The sequence below is a fragment of the Luteolibacter luteus genome (assembly GCF_012913485.1).
Taxonomy (GTDB): Bacteria; Verrucomicrobiota; Verrucomicrobiia; order Verrucomicrobiales; family Akkermansiaceae; genus Haloferula; species Haloferula lutea.
This window is the reverse complement of record NZ_CP051774.1, coordinates 5,833,871-5,848,823: the sequence shown is the minus strand read 5'-3', so window position 1 is coordinate 5,848,823 and position 14,953 is coordinate 5,833,871. Positions and strand designations below refer to the sequence as shown.

18 protein-coding genes are annotated in these 14,953 nt (G+C 60.8%); 13 read left to right on the top strand and 5 right to left on the bottom strand.

Going from position 1 to position 14,953, the window contains the following annotated elements:
• Positions 1–17: 17 nt before the first annotated feature.
• Together HHL09_RS24135 and HHL09_RS24130 are read right to left on the bottom strand one after the other, a co-directional pair.
• Positions 18–302, bottom strand: a complete 285-nt coding sequence (locus HHL09_RS24135; protein WP_169457223.1) for a hypothetical protein — start codon at positions 300–302, stop codon at positions 18–20.
• Positions 303–391: 89 nt separating this feature from the next.
• Positions 392–874: a GNAT family N-acetyltransferase gene (locus HHL09_RS24130; RefSeq protein WP_169457222.1), complete on the bottom strand. Its 483-nt coding sequence runs from the start codon at positions 872–874 to the stop codon at positions 392–394.
• A 122-nt stretch (positions 875–996) separates the two neighbouring features.
• On the opposite strand from HHL09_RS24130, the gene HHL09_RS24125 reads away from it, so the two are divergent.
• The 7 genes from HHL09_RS24125 (at position 997) to HHL09_RS24095 (ending at position 6,383) form a co-directional block, all read left to right on the top strand.
• Positions 997–2,136, top strand: a complete 1,140-nt coding sequence (locus HHL09_RS24125) for an ABC transporter ATP-binding protein (RefSeq protein ID WP_169457221.1) — start codon at positions 997–999, stop codon at positions 2,134–2,136.
• The gene (locus tag HHL09_RS24120) at positions 2,136–2,978 is read left to right on the top strand and encodes an ABC transporter permease (protein ID WP_169457220.1); all 843 of its coding nucleotides are present in this window, start codon (positions 2,136–2,138) and stop codon (positions 2,976–2,978) included. Before HHL09_RS24125 ends, HHL09_RS24120 begins: the two co-directional genes overlap by 1 nt.
• A 3-nt stretch (positions 2,979–2,981) precedes the next feature.
• The gene (locus HHL09_RS24115; RefSeq protein WP_169457219.1) at positions 2,982–3,767 is read left to right on the top strand and encodes an ABC transporter permease; all 786 of its coding nucleotides are present in this window, start codon (positions 2,982–2,984) and stop codon (positions 3,765–3,767) included.
• A 2-nt stretch (positions 3,768–3,769) separates the two neighbouring features.
• Positions 3,770–4,054 carry a DUF2164 domain-containing protein gene (locus HHL09_RS24110; protein ID WP_169457218.1) on the top strand — a complete coding sequence of 95 codons (285 nt, stop codon included), beginning with the start codon at positions 3,770–3,772 and terminating at the stop codon, positions 4,052–4,054.
• An 18-nt stretch (positions 4,055–4,072) separates the two neighbouring features.
• Positions 4,073–4,735 (top strand): hypothetical protein, encoded by a 663-nt coding sequence (locus HHL09_RS24105; RefSeq protein WP_169457217.1) that lies wholly within the window; start codon positions 4,073–4,075, stop codon positions 4,733–4,735.
• Positions 4,736–4,781: 46 nt separating this feature from the next.
• Positions 4,782–5,843 (top strand): ABC transporter substrate-binding protein, encoded by a 1,062-nt coding sequence (locus tag HHL09_RS24100; RefSeq protein WP_169457216.1) that lies wholly within the window; start codon positions 4,782–4,784, stop codon positions 5,841–5,843.
• A 207-nt stretch (positions 5,844–6,050) separates the two neighbouring features.
• Positions 6,051–6,383, top strand: coding sequence for a putative signal transducing protein (locus HHL09_RS24095; protein WP_169457215.1), 333 nt, complete (start codon positions 6,051–6,053; stop codon positions 6,381–6,383).
• A gap of 20 nt (positions 6,384–6,403) precedes the next feature.
• On the opposite strand, the gene HHL09_RS24090 is transcribed toward HHL09_RS24095, so the two are convergent.
• From HHL09_RS24090 to HHL09_RS24080, 3 genes are read right to left on the bottom strand one after another with little or no spacing between them, the layout of a single operon-like run.
• Positions 6,404–7,144 carry an amino acid ABC transporter ATP-binding protein gene (locus HHL09_RS24090; protein WP_169457214.1) on the bottom strand — a complete coding sequence of 247 codons (741 nt, stop codon included), beginning with the start codon at positions 7,142–7,144 and terminating at the stop codon, positions 6,404–6,406.
• Positions 7,134–7,913: an amino acid ABC transporter permease gene (locus HHL09_RS24085; protein ID WP_169457213.1), complete on the bottom strand. Its 780-nt coding sequence runs from the start codon at positions 7,911–7,913 to the stop codon at positions 7,134–7,136. The genes HHL09_RS24090 and HHL09_RS24085 overlap by 11 nt, the downstream gene beginning before the upstream one ends.
• Before the next feature lie 24 nt (positions 7,914–7,937).
• Positions 7,938–8,711 carry a transporter substrate-binding domain-containing protein gene (locus tag HHL09_RS24080; RefSeq protein WP_169457212.1) on the bottom strand — a complete coding sequence of 258 codons (774 nt, stop codon included), beginning with the start codon at positions 8,709–8,711 and terminating at the stop codon, positions 7,938–7,940.
• Between the two features lie 165 nt (positions 8,712–8,876).
• On the opposite strand from HHL09_RS24080, the gene HHL09_RS24075 reads away from it, so the two are divergent.
• The 6 genes from HHL09_RS24075 (at position 8,877) to HHL09_RS24050 (ending at position 14,668) form a co-directional block, all read left to right on the top strand.
• The gene (locus HHL09_RS24075) at positions 8,877–9,176 is read left to right on the top strand and encodes a hypothetical protein (protein ID WP_169457211.1); all 300 of its coding nucleotides are present in this window, start codon (positions 8,877–8,879) and stop codon (positions 9,174–9,176) included.
• Between the two features lie 77 nt (positions 9,177–9,253).
• Complete coding sequence (locus tag HHL09_RS24070) at positions 9,254–9,652, top strand: hypothetical protein (protein ID WP_169457210.1); 399 nt, start codon at positions 9,254–9,256, stop codon at positions 9,650–9,652.
• A 166-nt stretch (positions 9,653–9,818) separates the two neighbouring features.
• The gene (locus HHL09_RS24065; RefSeq protein ID WP_169457209.1) at positions 9,819–10,706 is read left to right on the top strand and encodes a hypothetical protein; all 888 of its coding nucleotides are present in this window, start codon (positions 9,819–9,821) and stop codon (positions 10,704–10,706) included.
• A 63-nt stretch (positions 10,707–10,769) separates the two neighbouring features.
• Positions 10,770–12,119: a ClpP family protease gene (locus HHL09_RS24060; protein ID WP_169457208.1), complete on the top strand. Its 1,350-nt coding sequence runs from the start codon at positions 10,770–10,772 to the stop codon at positions 12,117–12,119.
• Positions 12,120–12,309: 190 nt separating this feature from the next.
• Positions 12,310–12,981, top strand: coding sequence for a phosphoribosylanthranilate isomerase (locus HHL09_RS24055; RefSeq protein WP_205760929.1), 672 nt, complete (start codon positions 12,310–12,312; stop codon positions 12,979–12,981).
• A gap of 82 nt (positions 12,982–13,063) precedes the next feature.
• A complete protein-coding gene (locus HHL09_RS24050; RefSeq protein WP_205760928.1) occupies positions 13,064–14,668 on the top strand; it encodes a pyridoxal-phosphate dependent enzyme in 1,605 nt (534 codons plus the stop codon).
• The last annotated feature ends 285 nt before the right edge of the window (positions 14,669–14,953 follow it).

Below are 14,953 nucleotides of genomic sequence, written 5' to 3'. Positions count from 1 at the left end.
AACCGAAGGATGGGCGACTAAGGTGTTCCCCGAGCCTTGGGATCCATTACCATCCATTTTCCATTCTCCTTCTTCAGGTAGAATACGGCTTCCGCGCGATCATTCCTGACGCCAATTATCCGATTCCCCGAGCCGACCATAACGTCGGCTTGGAGCGGATGTGGATCAAGAGGATCGGACAGCCGATAGAAGAAGGTCTTGAGGTGAAATTTCTCCGGTTTGCCCAATCCCGTTCGTTCTATCTCCGCGAGGACCAATGGCAGGGCGTCCTCCGGGACATCGGACAGAAGTGGTATTTTCACGGGGATATACATTTCGCGGGAACACCACGCGACGTATCCGATAATCACGACCGTGAGGCCGCCGAAAAACAGAGGCGCCCGACGCTTCGTCACGGCTTCGGCTCGGGCAGGATGTCCGAATAGATCCCCGGATCACTCCCGGGGATTTCGATCGCGCCACAGGCCTTTTCGTAAAACTCCCGCGGGCCGACGCCGCCGATGAAGGCGTAGGCGTAGCCGATGTCGCGGAGGGCCTCCAGTGATTTGAGGAGCAGCGCTTTCCCGATGCCGGTGCCGCGTGCGGCTTCCGCGACGCCAGTGGGGCCGAAGAAGCCCTTCATGGTGGTATCGAAGCAGGCGAAGCCGAGGACTGCCTTGTCCTTGGTGGCGATGAAGCAGGCGACCGGTTGGCGGCTGAGGGCGACCTCCACCTCGCTGACCCACTTCGGCGAGAAATGGGTGCGGGCGAAATCGGCGACGGTGTGCTTCTCGAAGGCACGGGCGCGCCGCAGGGTGATCCCCTGCTCCTCCACCTTCCGATAGAGTTCCCCGCTCTCCGGCAGGTCGTAGAGGCGCACCAGCATGTCGATCATGCTGAACTTCCTAGTGCATGGGATGGGGGCGGCAAGTTGAAATCTGCACTCCCCTTTTCAATCCCGGGCGCCCCCTTTCCCATCGACTTTTCCTTCCTCGTGCGCCTTCATCCAGCGAGGAAATGGCTTCTTATCTGCGTTTCGAGAATGTGACCCGCCGCTTCGGGTCGTTCACCGCGGTCAATCAGGTCACGCTCGATATCGAGAAGGGCGAGACCTTCTCCCTGCTCGGGCCGTCCGGCTGTGGGAAGACGACGCTGCTGCGCATGCTGGCGGGCTTCGACAAGCCGGATGAGGGCCGCGTGCTGCTGGACGGAAAGGACATCACCGATCTCCCGCCCGACCAGCGGCCGGTGAACACGGTTTTCCAGAGCTACGCGCTCTTTCCGCATCTCTCCGTACGAGACAACATCGCCTTCGGTCCGAAGATCGCGAAGTGGGCTCCGGACACAATCAAGCGCGGGGTGGATGAGATGCTGGAACTGGTCGACCTGAAGGCGCACGCCGACAAAAAGCCGTCCCAACTTTCCGGCGGACAGAAGCAACGCGTCGCGATCGCCCGGGCGCTGGTAAACAAGCCGAAGGTGTTGCTTCTCGACGAACCCCTCGCCGCACTTGACTTGAAGCTCCGCCAGCGCCTGCTGGTCGAGCTGGATGCCATCCACGACGAGGTGGGTATCACGTTCATCTATGTGACGCATGACCAGGGTGAGGCGATGTCGATTTCCGACCGGATCGCGGTGATGAACAAGGGAGTCATCGAGCAAGTGGGTCCGCCGGTGCAGATCTACGAGGCTCCCCGTAGCTCCTTCGTCGCGGCCTTCATCGGCGATACGAATTTCCTGGATGGCAAGATTACGGAGTCGATCGATTCCCGCTTTTCCCGCTGCGAGGTGAAGGGATTTGGAAGCATCGTCATTGACAATGACAAGCCTGTGACGCCGGGAGACCGGATTCACCTTTCGCTCCGCCCGGAGAAGCTGGTGGTGAGCCGGGAGAAGCCGAAGGTAAGCGAAGTGGACAATGCCGTAGCGGGTAAAGTGGAAGACGTCATTTATTATGGCTCGCATACCCGCTACTGGGTGCGCTGCGGCGAATGGAGGCTCTGTGCGGAAATGCAGCACCGGCAGTATCAGCTGGATGAGTCACCGCCGAAGTGGGGAGACGAGGTCTGGCTGCGCTGGCATGCGAATGACGGGTTCTTGCTGGAGCAGTACCGCGAGGAGGACGAAGGAATGCTCACCCTTCCCGATGCTGACTGATGAAGACCGATCGCAAATCCGAATTCGGAGCCACCGCTCCCAGTCTCCTCTGGCTGGTGCTCTTCGTGCTCGTGCCGGTGGTGACGATCTTTGCGATCGCTTTCCGGCCTGCGTTGCCGGCGGGAGGGATCGGGGAAGGTTGGAGTCTGGATGCGGTGCGTGCTTTGGGAGATCCGAGCTACCCGGCGCTTTTCTTCCGGACGCTTTTCATCAGTGCGATCACCACCCTGATCTGCATCGCGGCAAGCCTGCCGGTGGCTTATGCAATGGCACGGCTTTCCCCTACATGGAGATCGCGGGTATTGCTGCTGGTCATCGTCCCCTTCTGGACGAACTTCGTGATCCGCGTTTTCGCGTGGCAGCAGATCCTTCACGCCCAAGGCTACGTGGCGGAGTTCTTGCGCTTCCTCCACGTCATCGGTGAGAACGACCGCCTGCTGGGAAATGCTGGGGCAGTGGTCATTGTCAGTGTTTACACCTATCTGCCCTTCGCGTTGCTGCCGCTTTTCGCCGCCGCGGAGAAATTCGACTTCGGCTTGCTCGATGCCGCGCGGGACCTGGGCGCGAAACCGTTGCGTGCCTTCTTCTCGGTCTTCATCCCGGGGATCCGCCAAGGGGTGATCACCGCTTTTCTCGTCGTCTTCATCCCGATGCTGGGTTCCTACGTGGTGCCGGACATGGTGGGGGGAACCGGCACCCAGATGATCGGAAACAAGATCGCGCAGCGGAACTTCACGGACCGGAACCTGCCGGAAGCGGCGGCTTTGTCGGGGGCGCTGGTTTTGCTGGTGCTCGCGCCGATGTTTATCCGCCGGAGGGAGAAACTCGCACCAGCCAAGTAAGCCATGAAGCCGTGCCGTATCCCCTTCATTACCCTGATCGTCACGCTGGTATTTTTCTACCTGCCGATCGGTTTCCTGGTGATGAATTCCTTCAATACTTCCCGCTACGCTTCGCAGTGGGGTGGCTTTAGCACGCGCTGGTATGAACGGCTTTTCGAGCGGACGGATATCCTCGCGGCCCTTGGCAACTCGGTGAAAATCGCGACGGCGGCGAGCATCCTTTCGATGATCCTGGGCACTTCCGCGGCCTTCGCGCTGCATCGCTACAAGTCGAAGCTGCAGGATGCCCACAAGCTGTTGGTCACCGTGCCGCTGGTGCTGCCGGACATCCTGATGGGGATGAGCCTGCTGCTGCTCTTCGTTTCCGCGGGGATGAGCCTGAGCCTGATTACCATCACCATCGCACACGTGACTTTCTGCCTCAGCTACGTGGCGCTCGTGGTGCAGGCACGCCTGCAGGACTTTGATTTCAATGCGGTGGAGGCCGCACGGGATCTGGGGGCGACGAAGTTCCAAGCTTTCACGAAAGTGACCCTGCCGTTGCTGGCTCCCGGCATCTTCGCCGGCGGACTGCTGGCCTTCACTCTATCGATCGACGATTACGTGATCACCTATTTCGTCAAGGGCCCCGGCTCCGATACCTTGCCGACCCTGGTGTATTCCATGATCAAGAAGAGCAAGGACCTGCCGGTGATCAACGCGCTGTCCTCGCTCATGCTGATCGTTACTTTCGCGGTCGTCGCCTTTTCGCAACGGCTCACCCGCTCCGAACCATCACCCGCCAAGTAGCCATGAAGGTACATCTATCGAATGCCGAGACAAAGGAGATCCTGCAATCGATCGAGCGTTTTTTCAGCCAAGAGCTGGAAGTCGAAATCGGAGATCTCCAGTCCGGTTTCGTGCTCGATTTCTTCCTGAAGGAAATCGCACCTTTCGCCTACAACCAAGGGGTCGAGGACGCCCGGCGTTTCTTCACCGAGAAGCTTGAGGATCTTCCCGGCGCTTGCTTCGAGCACGGGCTCACCTATTGGCATCAGAAGAAGGGCGGCAATCCACGACTGCCCTCGCACGATTGAAGATTGAAAGATCCAACGATGCATCAGACTCATCTCGCCATCGCTCTCGCGGCCATGACGGCTCTGTTCTCGCACCATGCATGGGGAGAGGATGCCGAGATCCCGGAGACGCCCGAGGGACCAAGTCCGGTCGAGCAGCGAGCCAAGATATTCCCAGCCGAGAAGGCGTCTGAAACGATCGATTTCAGCAAGGTGGCCTACTTCCGGACCGGCGTGCAAAAGCTCATCGGCTTGGACGAGGTGCTGAAGGCCGATCCCAAGTTCGCTGGAGACGAAAGCGTTTACGGCATTGTGCTGGAGGAGAAGAAGCGCCTGCTGGATGATGATGAGCGAAGCGACCTCGCCGCGATCATGAAGCGGGTACCTGCGGAGAAGATCTCCACCGACCTCCGTCGCCCTTGGGCGGGCGGGATCCGTGCCTTTCTCGCCGCCTTTTCCGCCGACGATTCGCCTCTCTTCAATATCTCCCTACAGACCAGCAACCCGACCGAAATCGCCTTCGAGAAAGCTTGGGCCGTGGGTCCGGATATCGTCCGCGGGCAAAGTTACCCGGAATTCTTCAAATCGTTTTACCATGAGGTGAACGATGCCAGTCTGGGTGCAGAGCTCTTCGCACTGGTGCTGGAAATGAAATCCGCGCCTTCTCCTGCCCGGCCGGCCAGAGAGCCTGAGAAGGATTGAAGATTGAAAGATCGGAGATCCCTGTTTTTCTCTCACTACCACCACCATGAAACGCCGTCATTTCATCGCCGCCTCGTCCGCTACCCTGGCTTCGGCCTCGCTTCCGTCCTGCAAGCCGAAGGAAGGCTCCGCCGGCGGCGGCGCGGGAAAGACCCTAACCGTTTTCACCTGGGCAGATTACCTCAGCGAGAAGGCGAAGGAGAGCTTTGAAAAGGCGAACGGCTGCAAGGTGGTGATCGATACCTTCGACTCGAATGAGGCAATGCTGGCAAAGCTGGAGTCGGGCGCGAGCGGCTACGATGTGCTGGTACCATCTTCCTACGCGGTGCAAGCGCTGAAACGGAAGGAAATGGTGCAGAAGCTGGATCACTCGAAAATCCCGAATCTCAAGAACATCGATGCGGCGTATCTGGCGAAGGCGCTCGATTCCAAAATGGAGGTTTCCGTGCCCTACATGCTGGCGCCGACCTGTCTCTGCTATCTGGCCTCAAAGGTCCAAAATCCGGAAGAATCCTGGGCGATGCTGGATCGCGCGGATCTGAAGGGACGCATCACCTTGCTCGATGACATGCGCGAGGTGCTGGGCGCGGCGCTGAAGTTCCTGGGTCACTCTCTGAATTCCACGGATCCGGCGCAGCTCGCGGCGGCACGCGATGTGGCGATCCGCTGGAAGAAGAACATCGCAAAATTCGAGAACGAGCAGTACAAGACGGGAATCGCTTCGGGGGAATTCTATCTGGTTCACGGCTACGCGGGCGATCTGATCCAGGCGAGCGATGAGAACGAGGACATGCGGATCTTCATCCCGAAGGAAGGCACCTCTTTCCCCTGCGATGACATGTGCATCCCGAAGGGGGCCAAGGAGGTGGATCTGGCGCATGCCTTCATCAATCACCTGGCGGAGCCGGAGGTCGCGGCGGAGAACATGGAGTGGATCGGCTATCGTGCGCCGAACTCCGCGGCCTATCCGCACCTGAGCGAGGATTTCCGCGGAAGCCCCCTGCTGTTCCCGCCGACGGAGCTCTTCGACAAGTGCGAGCCGATCGGGGATCTGGCGGACAAACTGCCGCTATGGACGGAAGAGTGGGACAAAGTGAAGACGGCTTGAGGGCCTCCGGCCAAATCATCAATCTTCCAATCATCAAGCGGAGTGCGCTTCGCGGGGGATGGGAGGCAGAAGAGTTCTCGTGGGCGCGGAACCGGTCTTTGTTGTTAGACCGTTCCCGCGGTCGGCCGGGGGCGTCCGCCCCTACCGCTTGGAGGCGTGCTTTGTTTGATGATTGGTGGATCGCCGGATCCGTGCTTTGTTGGTTCCATGAAGCTCGTTTTCGAACACATCGATTTTACGGTGGTGGGGCATTTGAAGACCGTCCTGGAGGCGGAGGGGATCAAGGCGGAGGTACGGAACGAGGGGGCTTCCGGGGCTACGGGTGAACTGCCCTTTGCCCAAGTCTATCCGGAGCTCTGGGTGCTGAATAACAGCGATGAGGCACGGGCAAAGCAGATCGTGAAAGACTACCGAAACCAGGAGGCTAACGCACCCGTGGGACCGGACTGGACTTGCCCGGTGTGCAAGGAGCATGTGGAGGGTGTCTTCACGGAATGCTGGAACTGCGGGGCGGCAAATCCGACAGTGGCCATCAACTGATATCCCCTTCCCCGCTTCTGCTAGGATGCGGAGTAGCGCAGCACGCGGGAGAGGAACTTCTTCGCCTGCTCCGAGCCGGGCGCTTCAAACCATTGCTCGGGCGCGGCGGACTCCACCACTTTCCCGGCGGCGAGGAAGGCGACGGTGTCTCCCACGGCACGGGCGAAGCCCATCTCGTGGGTGCTGAGCACGATGCGCTGTCCGCCTTCCGCAAGTTCCTGAATGAGTTCCAGCACCTCGGCGGTCATCTCCGGATCCAGCGCGGAGGTGGGTTCGTCCAAGAAAAGAATCTCGGGCTTCGCGGCGACGGCGCGGGCGATGCCGACGCGCTGCTGCTGGCCGCCGGAGAGCTGCGCGGGACGTTTGTGGGCATGACCTAACAGACCAAAACGATCGAGAGCAGCTTCCGCCGTTTCCTTCGCCTGCTGGGGCTTCATCCCGTGGACCTCCTCGAGAGGCAGCGTAAGATTCCGCAAGGCATCGAGGTGAGGAAAGAGATTGAACTGCTGGAAAAGGAAGCCATTCCGACGGCGATAAGCGAGCAGCCCGCTTTCGGCGCGCGGCAACTCTTCGCCACGGATCACGAGCTTTCCTGCATCCGGCATTTCCAGTCCGCCGAGGATGCGGAGGAAGGTGCTCTTCCCACCGCCGGACGGGCCGACGAGCACGAGCACGCGGCCGCCCTCGACCATAAGGTCCAGTCCATCGAGCGCGGCTTGCGTGCCGTAGCGTTTGGTCAGGCCGGTGATCTCAAGTTTCATCACGGAAGCGGCGTTCGAGACGATGCGCGAGGTAGGCCACCGGTGCAGTCAGCACCAAGTAGCCCAAAGCAAGCGGGACGTAGGCCTCCAGCCCGCCATAGGTGCGCGAGGTGTAAACCCGCGCCTGATAGGCAAACTCCTGCACGCCGATCACCATGAGCAGCGAGGAGTCCTTGATGAGGGACACGAATTGCCCGGCCACGGCGGGCAGGACGCGTCGTAAGGCCTGCGGAAAGATCACGTGACGGTAGACCTGCCCGCGATCAAATCCAACCGCGCGCGCGGACTCCCACTGGCCGCGCGGGATGCTATCCACGCCGCCGCGCAGGATCTCGCCGAGGTAGGCGCCCTGGAAAAGCGAAAGCAGCAGGGTGCCGATGACCAGTTTGTCATTCCACCCGATGCTCTCCAGCGAGCGCGACATGAGCGGAGCGAAGATCATGAAGTAGCCGACGAGGAGCTGCACCAGCAGGGGTGTATCCCGCACGAATTCCAGGAAGAGCCGGCAGGTCCACTTCACCGCAGGCAACGGGCTGCGCTGGCCGAGCATGAGCAGCACGCCCACGATGAGGCTGCCGACGAGAGCACCCAGCGAAAGCCCCAGCGTGCACCACCAGCCGGACATCAGCAGGCCGCGATAAGCCCATGGCTTCGACCAATCCCAATCCGGGCTAAGGCGGGCGAAGACGAGGGTGCAGAGGCCACTGAAGGCCGCCACGATGAGGATCGCGGCGATCAGGTTCCAGCGGCGTAGCTTCTTGTCTTCCATGCCCTAGCGAATCAGTCGCTTAGCTCAGCGAAGGATGAAGGGCACGCCCATTTCCTCGAGGGTCTTTTTCTCATCCTGGAGGTATTGATCGGCCAACTTGCCGAAGCCGCCGTCCTTGCGGAACTTCTCAATGAAGACATTCACCTGACCCTTCAGCTCGTCCTTGCCCTTCGGAATACCGACGGCCCAGTTTTCCTGCACGAAGGCATTCAACAGCGCGCGGGTGGTATCCGGGTTCTCCTTGTGGTAGCGGTAAATACTAAGCTGATCGTAGATGAAGGCATCGGCACGGCCCTGTGCCACTTCCATCACGCAGGCGGGCTCATCCGCGAAGCCGGTGACCTTCGCCTTCGGCAGGTTCGCCGCGACCCAGGATTCACCGGTGGTGCCGGCTTTCACCGCGATGCGCACGCCATCGCCCTTCAGGTCATCGATGGATTGCGCCTTGGAGTCCTTGCCCAGCAGGATCGAGAGACCGGTGAAGGCGTAGGGCTCGGAGAAGTCGATCGATTGGCGACGCTCGTCGGAGGCGGTCATCGAGGAAATCACCACGTCCACATTTCCCGACTTCAGCGCCGGGATCAGCCCGCTGAATTCCATGGGCACGATCTTCAGCGGTCGCCCCAGATCCTTCGCCAGCGCCTCCGCGAGCTTCACCCCTACTCCATCCGGATTTCCCTGTGCATCCTTCATTTCAAAGGGCGGGTAGGTCAGCTCCATGCCGACCCGCAGGGAGTTGTCTTTCTTGCCGCAGGCGGCGAGGAGGCAGCAGAGGAAGAGCGCTAGCAGGCGTCGCATGGCGGGCATCCTAAGGCCTAACGAGCGCTTGGCAGGCTTTTTTCCTCACTCGCGGGCTTAAATCGCCTCATCCCCGCAGCTCCTCGACCGGGTCAAACGCGCTCTTGCCCTCACCCCGCTGCCTACCCACCATGGTCTTCCTCCTTCCGCGATCCCATCCCGCCGATGATGAACGAAGACGATTTCTTCAACGACCTGCTCAAGGCCGTCGAGCAGCAGCTCGCCGCGCCGCAGACCCGCTACGTGGCCAAAACGCTCGAACGCCTCACCAGCGGTGGCATGAGCGAGCAGGATGCCAAGGAGCGCATCGCGGCGGCCCTGGGCGAGGAGACGGATGCGATGTATCGCAGCAAGCGTGGCTTCGATGAAAAGAGCTACCGGTCCCGGCTGGATGAGATCCGAGCGGACGAGCGGTTTGAGGATGAGGAAGAAAAGGACGAAGGCGACAGCAGCGAGGAAGAATAGCAGCCTTGAGCGATAAAAAGCGGCATCCGTTCGTCGGGATCACTCACGCGCTCTGGCGTGAGTTCAAGCGGTGGCGCATGCGCTCGCTCTTACGGAAGGATTGTGAGATCGCATTGAAGGAGGCCGCATGTCTTTGGTCGCTCTCCGATCTCATCTACCTCGGCCCGACCGGACCGAATGCGCGCCGGCTTCCGGAATGGAATCTCTACGAAGCCTATTGTGCATCCCCGACTCCTCCCGATGAGGAACTCCTCACCATGGCGAAGCACGCAAGCCCCGCCGTTGCGGGCTACGCCTTCGAGGTCCTGCTGGCACGAAATAGCAGGCTGATCCCTGAAGCGCTCGAACTCCTGCTTCCCAGAACCGAATCCGTGAGCGGGAGCAGAGGAAGCTTCGTAAGCTATCTGGAGCTGGGAGGCTACGCTCTGCACCGGTATGAGAATTGGGTGGAGAAGGACCAAGCGGCCGCGCCGTGAGATAGCGGGTCGGAGGTCGGAGGGCTCGGGGAGGTCCACTTCCTGTCTACCTCACCGCGAAGCGCAGTCCGATTGGTGATCGGAGGATTGATGATTTGGTGATTTGGCTCTGCCTCCCATTTCCGCCTTCGACAATCCGGAAACCCGCGCTTAAGAACCCGCGCCCATGCCTCCGCAAGCCCCGCAAGCGCAAGCTACCGCCCGTTCACCCTTCGCAGGTTGCCTGATCCTCATCCTGGCCCTGCTGATGCTCGTTTTCCTGATAGGGTTCTCCGCGTGGATGCCCTTCCGCCAGGCAGCGGAGATCGAGAAATTCACCCAGCCGAGCCCGACGCCGCTGCCGGTGGAGGCCATTGAGGGCAATGAGCCGAAGGTCAACGCCCTCGTCGAGCGCATGGAAACCTTCCGCTCGGGCCTGGAGGGCGACGCCGCCCAACCGGCCCGCTTGGAGTTGAGCGCGGAGGATCTGAATCTGGCGATCGCCGCCTTCCAGCCGGTCGAGCAGCTTCGCAGCAGCTTTCGCATCCGCGAAATCACCAAGGACGCCCTGATCATCGATATCTGCTACAAGCTCAACGGCCGCCCGCGCCTCGCGAAGGACGGCGAGGACGGCCCCGTGACTTCGGATCCGCGCTACCTCATCGGCACGATCAAGGGCCACCCGGAACTGATGCGCCGGGAGCTGATCCTCAAGGTGGACGCACTGGAAGTGCCGGGAGCCACCGTCCCGCAGGGCTTCTTGGACCACTTCTCGACCCTCCGCATTTTCGAGGCCCACCTGAAGCACCCCGTTCTAGGACCTGCTATGGCCGCGATGACCCGGGTGGGTCTGGAGGACGGGAAAATGGTGCTTTCCCGCATCCCGGGAGAGGCCCCGCCGGACGTCATTAGCGAGGAGCAATTCCGTCAGGGAGGGAGCCGAATCGTCAAATACCTCGGGATCGGGGCCTGTGTCTTCCTTGCCTTCGCGGCCACGATGGTGTTCATAGGCGTCCGGAAACAGCGTCGTGCCGAAAAATTGGGTCAGACAAGCCCCGATGGTGACGGCGCTTGAAAGCCGGGGCGTGGAAATCCCGGTATCGGTATTATTCGTGCTTCCGCACCCGTGTTGAACCCCATGAAAGCGAACACCCGTTCTTGCCTCGTCATGCTCGCCCTGGCTACCGCCGCATTCGGCCAGGAACCCGCAGCAGCCCCCGCCGGCGGTCCGGCCACGGCCACCACCCCGCCGATCTCCATCGCCCAACCGCCCGCTACTCCGGCCCCTGCGGTCGAAAAGCCGGCTGAAAAGCCTGCCGAACCCGGCAAGCCGGAGTCCGCGGAAAAGCCAGCTGAAAAGCCCGCTCCGGACCCGATCAAAGTCGAACAGGAGAAGCTCAGCGCGGATAACAATCTGGCGGCCGAGAAGCTAAAGGCCGAGACGAACTCCATCCGCGCGGAAATCACCCGCCTGAAGATGGAGAAGGAACTCCTCGGCGAAAAGCTGGCTCTCGAAGCCGTGAAGCGCCAAGCCTCCCAAGAAGCCGAGATGGCGAAGATGGAGGACGAGCGTTCGAAGCTGGCCCGCGATAGCGAGCTCGCCAAGGCCAAGGCCGAATATCTCACCAACGAGCTGAAGGCCGTGCAGAGCGAGTCCGGCATCCAGCTGCTGAAGCTCCAGAATCAGATTTCCTCCATCGAGATGGAGGGCAAGCGCAAGGCCTATGCCGATGCGAAACCGGTGTATCTCGACAATCCGCTGAAGGATGATGGCACCTTGGTCATTTCCGACCGCCGGATCGCGCTGAATGGCCTGATCACCATGGCCACCGCGGACCACATCACGGATCGCCTGGATTTCTACAACAATGCCGACCGCAAGCTGCCGATCTTCATCGTGATCGATGAATCCCCTGGTGGTTCAGTGATGGCGGGATACCGCATCCTGAAAGCCATGGAGTCCAGCGATGCGCCGGTGCACGTGGTCGTGAAGTCCTTCGCCGCTTCCATGGCCGCGGGCATCACGACGCTGGCGAAGGAGTCCTACTGCTACCCGAACGCCATTATCCTGCACCACCAGATCAGCTCGACCCTCTTCGGCCAGCTGAACCTGACCGAGCAGGCGGAAGTGGTGAAGGAAAGCCAACGCTGGTGGACCCGCCTGGCCACCCCGGTAGCCCAGAAGATGGGCATCAGCACCGATGAATTCATCAAGCAGATGTACACGCACAATTCCTCCGGTGACTGGAGCGAGTTCGGCGAAGACGCGCAGAAGCTGAAGTGGGTGAACCACATCGTCCGCGGCATCCAAGAGACGTCCCTGACGAAGAATCCGGACGCCTCCCCGGCCCCGCAACCTCCGCCAGGCCAAGTGGGTCTGAAGGAAGAGGTGGACTCGAATGGCAAGCCCTTCTCCTATCTTCCACGCCTTACCCCGAAAGACGTCTACTTCCTCTACAATCCGGACCAATACTACCGGATGCGCTGAGTGGATCTGAGGATCTGATTTTTATGAGACCCCGGCGTGCGAGCGCCGGGGTTTTTCTTTTGGCAGGAGAATCATCAAGCATCAGTCCCCGCGCCATGGATCCGCTACCCGGTTCCCTTCCGCGCAGCTCGGTTTGAAAAATCCGATTTAGTCATTAGTCATTCCGCGTTTTTCATCCCATGTTCCGCGCGTGCCCGCCGAGAGCTTCCTTTCCCCAGCCCCGACTTCGCTGAAGATCTGTGGCGTGACACTTGCGTCCGATGCCCAGCGTCTTGTGGACTTGGGCGTGGATGCCCTCGGCGCAAACTTCTGGCCGCAGTCGAAGCGCTACCTGGAGCCCGCAGAGGCCGGGTTCCTTCGCGAGCTTTCCGGAAAGATCCTCCGTGTCGGCGTGTTCGTGAATGCGGGAAGCGATCTCCCGAGACGCTTGGTGGAAGAAGGCATCATCGATGTGATCCAACTTCACGGCGATGAAACTCCCGAAGACGCGCGCGTCTTCCTGGATGCCGGTATTCCTTTCCTGAAGGCGATCGGTGTGCGCGGGGTCAATGACCTCGCAGCGGCGCATGACTTCGGCGCGAAGGCAATCCTTCTCGATGCGCATGCACCGGGAGTGTATGGCGGCACGGGACAGACGATTGATTGGGATTTGGCGCGCCGATTCATTGAAGAGAATGCCACGCTGCCCTTGATCCTCGCGGGCGGAATCACACCGGAGAACGTCGTGGAGGCGATCGCCGCGGTTCGACCTGCCGCGCTGGATGTGGCGTCGGGTGCGGAGATCCGGCCGGGGGTGAAGGATTTCGGGAAGGTAGAAGCTTTGTTGGTAGCTTGCAGAAGTGGGAGCAACGAGGGTTCTTGAGGCAGAAGCGGGGGGCCTCTGGAGATTCGCAGTCCAAGCAAGGCCCTTGCTTCGTCGCGCCTCGCGAAGCGCAGTCTGCTTGATGATTGGCAATTCCACGCAGCGGCCTTGCCACTTGCTTCATGATCGCGAGAATCCCCGCGTGGAACGCGATGGATTGCCTCTGGACCGACGCTTGCGTCAGGAGATCCTGTTTGCCCGCGAGCGGGTCTACCGCTTCGGCGAACCGACGCCTTTGGAGCGAATCGTCCTCCCCGGACCTGGGCCCGAGATTTGGGTGAAGCGTGAAGACGTTTCGCCGATCAAGGCTTACAAGTGGCGCGGCGCTTGCAATCGCATGGCCGTGCTCACGCACGAGCAACGCGCTGCCGGTGTCGTGACCGCATCCGCCGGCAATCACGCGCAGGGCGTGGCACTGGCGGCCCGCGCACTCGGCGTGCAATCCCGCATCTACATGCCCCGCTCCACTCCGAAGGTGAAGCAGAATGCGGTGCTCCATCACGGTGGCAGCCATGTGGAGATCCTGCTCTCCGGCGATAGCTATGACGAAGCGGTGACCGCCGCACTCGATGATGCGAAGTCCACCGGCGCAACCTATGTGCATGCCTACGATGACCTGCAGGTCATGGCCGGCCAAGGCACGCTGGCCGATGAAGTCGTGCTCTCTGGTCATGGTCCCTTCGATGCCGCCTATCTCCAGATCGGCGGAGGCGGCATGGCGGCCGGGGTTTCCAGCTGGCTGAAGACCTACTGGCCGGAAATCGAGATCGTCGGCGTTGAAGGCATCGGCCAAGCCTCGATGAAAGCCGCGCTGGAAGCGGACAAGCCTGTGCCGCTCGATCAGGTGGACATCTTTTGCGATGGCACCGCGGTTCGAAAGGCAGGCACCCTGCCCTTCGAAATCTGCCGCGACACCATCGACCGCATGGAAACGGTCACGAATGCCGAAGTTAGCCGCGCGATACGCAGCCTCTGGGAGGGCCTGCGCTGCGTGTCCGAACCTTCCGGCGCGCTCGGCCTCGCCGCCGTGATGAAGAACCGCGCCCAACTCGAAGGGAAGCGCGTGCTCGTCGTCGTCTCCGGCTCGAACATCGATTTCCTGCAACTTGGACTCATCGCGCAATCCGAAGGCTCTGCGCAAAGCGCCTCCCGCACGATCCGCGTTCGGATCCCGGAGCGCCCGGGCACAATGCTTGATCTGCTCGATACCTGCTTCGAGGGCTTCAACATCGCCGACTTTCAATACGGAAAGCTCGATGATGCAGAGGCGTGGCCCGCCTTTACCATCACCGCGGAGTCCGCGGAGGCGATCGCGGCACTGCCGGAGAAGCTGGAAGCCCATGGCTTCGCGTGGGAAGACCTTACCGGTGCGGTGGACATCGCCTTCCGCGCGATTCCGCTGAGGGGCGACTTGCTCGGCCACCCGGCTTTCTTGCGCCTGGATTTCTACGAGCGCCCTGGTGCCCTGCACGACTTCCTCGACAAGCTGGTCCGCGGTCGTGCGAGCCTCTGCTATTTTAACTACCGTCAGTCTGGAGAACGCATCGGCCGTGCCCTTATCGGCCTCGATTTCGGCAGCGAGGCAGCCCGGGATGAATTTTTATCCACGGTTCCGGAGCACGGTGAGGGATATCGCTCCTGCAAGCCGGTGGACAGCGAGACGAGCGCCCGTTTGATTGGCCGCTAAACGCATTTTCCCTGTGTGTGAACGCCCTATGGAAATTCCTAGGGCATTGACCAGCGTCTAACCCGAAGGGGTTAGGCCGCAAAATCTCCGCGTCACGTGACGGTTTTGCCTGAAAACCAACGTTTTCCCACACATTTCCACCAAAATCCCACAAGTTTCCGGGCAAAATCACAGAAAAGACGAAATTTGAGCTGGCGGATTCTGAATACTTCGTGAATACGTATCCCCCATAGATCGGCGTTATCGCAGCCCGGGATCTGACCTACCTCGGTTTGCGGCGACCGC

Bases quoted from the DNA above. Each gene is read 5' to 3' on its own strand.
- HHL09_RS24130 (WP_169457222.1), bottom strand. From the start codon at position 874: ATGATCGACATGCTGGTGCGCCTCTACGACCTGCCGGAGAGCGGGGAA.
- HHL09_RS24125 (WP_169457221.1), top strand. From the start codon at position 997: ATGGCTTCTTATCTGCGTTTCGAGAATGTGACCCGCCGCTTCGGGTCG.
- HHL09_RS24120 (WP_169457220.1), top strand. From the start codon at position 2,136: ATGAAGACCGATCGCAAATCCGAATTCGGAGCCACCGCTCCCAGTCTC.
- HHL09_RS24115 (WP_169457219.1), top strand. From the start codon at position 2,982: ATGAAGCCGTGCCGTATCCCCTTCATTACCCTGATCGTCACGCTGGTA.
- HHL09_RS24110 (WP_169457218.1), top strand. From the start codon at position 3,770: ATGAAGGTACATCTATCGAATGCCGAGACAAAGGAGATCCTGCAATCG.
- HHL09_RS24105 (WP_169457217.1), top strand. From the start codon at position 4,073: ATGCATCAGACTCATCTCGCCATCGCTCTCGCGGCCATGACGGCTCTG.
- HHL09_RS24100 (WP_169457216.1), top strand. From the start codon at position 4,782: ATGAAACGCCGTCATTTCATCGCCGCCTCGTCCGCTACCCTGGCTTCG.
- HHL09_RS24095 (WP_169457215.1), top strand. From the start codon at position 6,051: ATGAAGCTCGTTTTCGAACACATCGATTTTACGGTGGTGGGGCATTTG.
- HHL09_RS24090 (WP_169457214.1), bottom strand. From the start codon at position 7,144: ATGAAACTTGAGATCACCGGCCTGACCAAACGCTACGGCACGCAAGCC.
- HHL09_RS24085 (WP_169457213.1), bottom strand. From the start codon at position 7,913: ATGGAAGACAAGAAGCTACGCCGCTGGAACCTGATCGCCGCGATCCTC.
- HHL09_RS24080 (WP_169457212.1), bottom strand. From the start codon at position 8,711: ATGCGACGCCTGCTAGCGCTCTTCCTCTGCTGCCTCCTCGCCGCCTGC.
- HHL09_RS24075 (WP_169457211.1), top strand. From the start codon at position 8,877: ATGATGAACGAAGACGATTTCTTCAACGACCTGCTCAAGGCCGTCGAG.
- HHL09_RS24070 (WP_169457210.1), top strand. From the start codon at position 9,254: ATGCGCTCGCTCTTACGGAAGGATTGTGAGATCGCATTGAAGGAGGCC.
- HHL09_RS24065 (WP_169457209.1), top strand. From the start codon at position 9,819: ATGCCTCCGCAAGCCCCGCAAGCGCAAGCTACCGCCCGTTCACCCTTC.
- HHL09_RS24060 (WP_169457208.1), top strand. From the start codon at position 10,770: ATGAAAGCGAACACCCGTTCTTGCCTCGTCATGCTCGCCCTGGCTACC.
- HHL09_RS24050 (WP_205760928.1), top strand. From the start codon at position 13,064: ATGATTGGCAATTCCACGCAGCGGCCTTGCCACTTGCTTCATGATCGC.